Below are 1,125 nucleotides of genomic sequence, written 5' to 3' on the forward strand. Positions count from 1 at the left end.
TGGTCCAGTTTGACTGTTAGTGCATTATTGGCCTGGGTTCCATCGGGACGATGGTTTCCGGGGCCGGTGGGCGGTAACCCAAGGCACTGTGTGGTCGTTTCGTGTTGTAGTGTTTCCTCCATTTTTCGATTAGGATTTGCGCCTCCCTTAGCGAGTAGAAGACTTCGCCGTTAAGCAGTTCATCCCGAAGCCTTGCATTGAAGCTTTCGCAGTATCCCTTTTCCCAAGGTGATCCCGGCTCAATATAGGCGGTTTTAGCGCCGACCGCTGCAATCCAATCGCGGACGGCCTGCGCAATGAACTCCGGGCCGTTGTCCGACCGAATGAAGGCAGGAACACCGCGCAAGATAAACAAGTCCGTCAGCGCATCGATAACCTCTGTCGAGCTCAGCTTACGTTTCACTCGGATCGCCAAGCATTCCCGGCTGTGTTCATCCAAGATATTCAGCGTTCGGAACGCTTTCCCGTCATCGGTTCGATGATGCACGAAGTCATACGACCATACATGGTTGCGGTACTCCGGTCGCAAACGAACGCACGAGCCATCGTTGAGCCAGAGCCTCCCTTTTTTCGGCTGCTTCATTGGAACCTTTAGCCCTTCACGTCGCCACAGCCGTTCGACACGCTGATCGTTCACCAACCAGCCTGCGTCTCTGAGCAACGCTGCGATCCGGCGGTAGCCGTATCGACCATACTGGCGCGTCAGCTCAATCATGTCGGCCACTAGACGCTCCTCGTCAGCACGACCAACCGGCAAACGACGTTGTGTGGACCGGTGCTGTCCCAGGACACGACAGGCTCGCCGCTCCGATACCCTGAACTGGCTGCGAACATGGTCAATGCAGGCACGACGACGCGAAGGGCTCAGTAGTTTCCCCGTGCAGCTTCCGCAAGGATGAGCTTGTCCAACGTCAGGTCAGACACGGCTCTACGCAGCCGATCATTCTCTTTCTGAAGCCGTTTGAGTTCCTTCAGTTGGTCGGTTCTCATACCACCATATTGCTTACGCCAGCGATAGAACGTCTGTTCTGTTATCTGCACCTGTCTGATTGCATCAATGCGCGGCATCCCTTGGCCGCACAGTACCTCAACCTGCCGTAACTTAGTGACAATCTCTTCCGGTTT

1 protein-coding gene is annotated in these 1,125 nt (G+C 55.3%); it reads right to left on the reverse strand.

All coding sequences use genetic code 11. The annotated features are described in order from the left end of the window. Positions 1-16 precede the first annotated feature (16 nt). Positions 17-1,125, reverse strand: a protein-coding gene (locus tag BUA85_RS16440; RefSeq protein WP_110559120.1) for an IS3 family transposase whose coding sequence is annotated in 2 segments (ribosomal slippage) — positions 17-879 and positions 879-1,125 — 1,110 coding nt annotated over the 2 segments. Because the reading frame shifts where the segments join, the coding sequence is not laid out codon by codon here. This gene is flagged as partial in the annotation.

Source organism: Cognatiyoonia sediminum (genome assembly GCF_900129845.1).
GTDB classification, from domain to species: Bacteria; Pseudomonadota; Alphaproteobacteria; order Rhodobacterales; family Rhodobacteraceae; genus Cognatiyoonia; species Cognatiyoonia sediminum.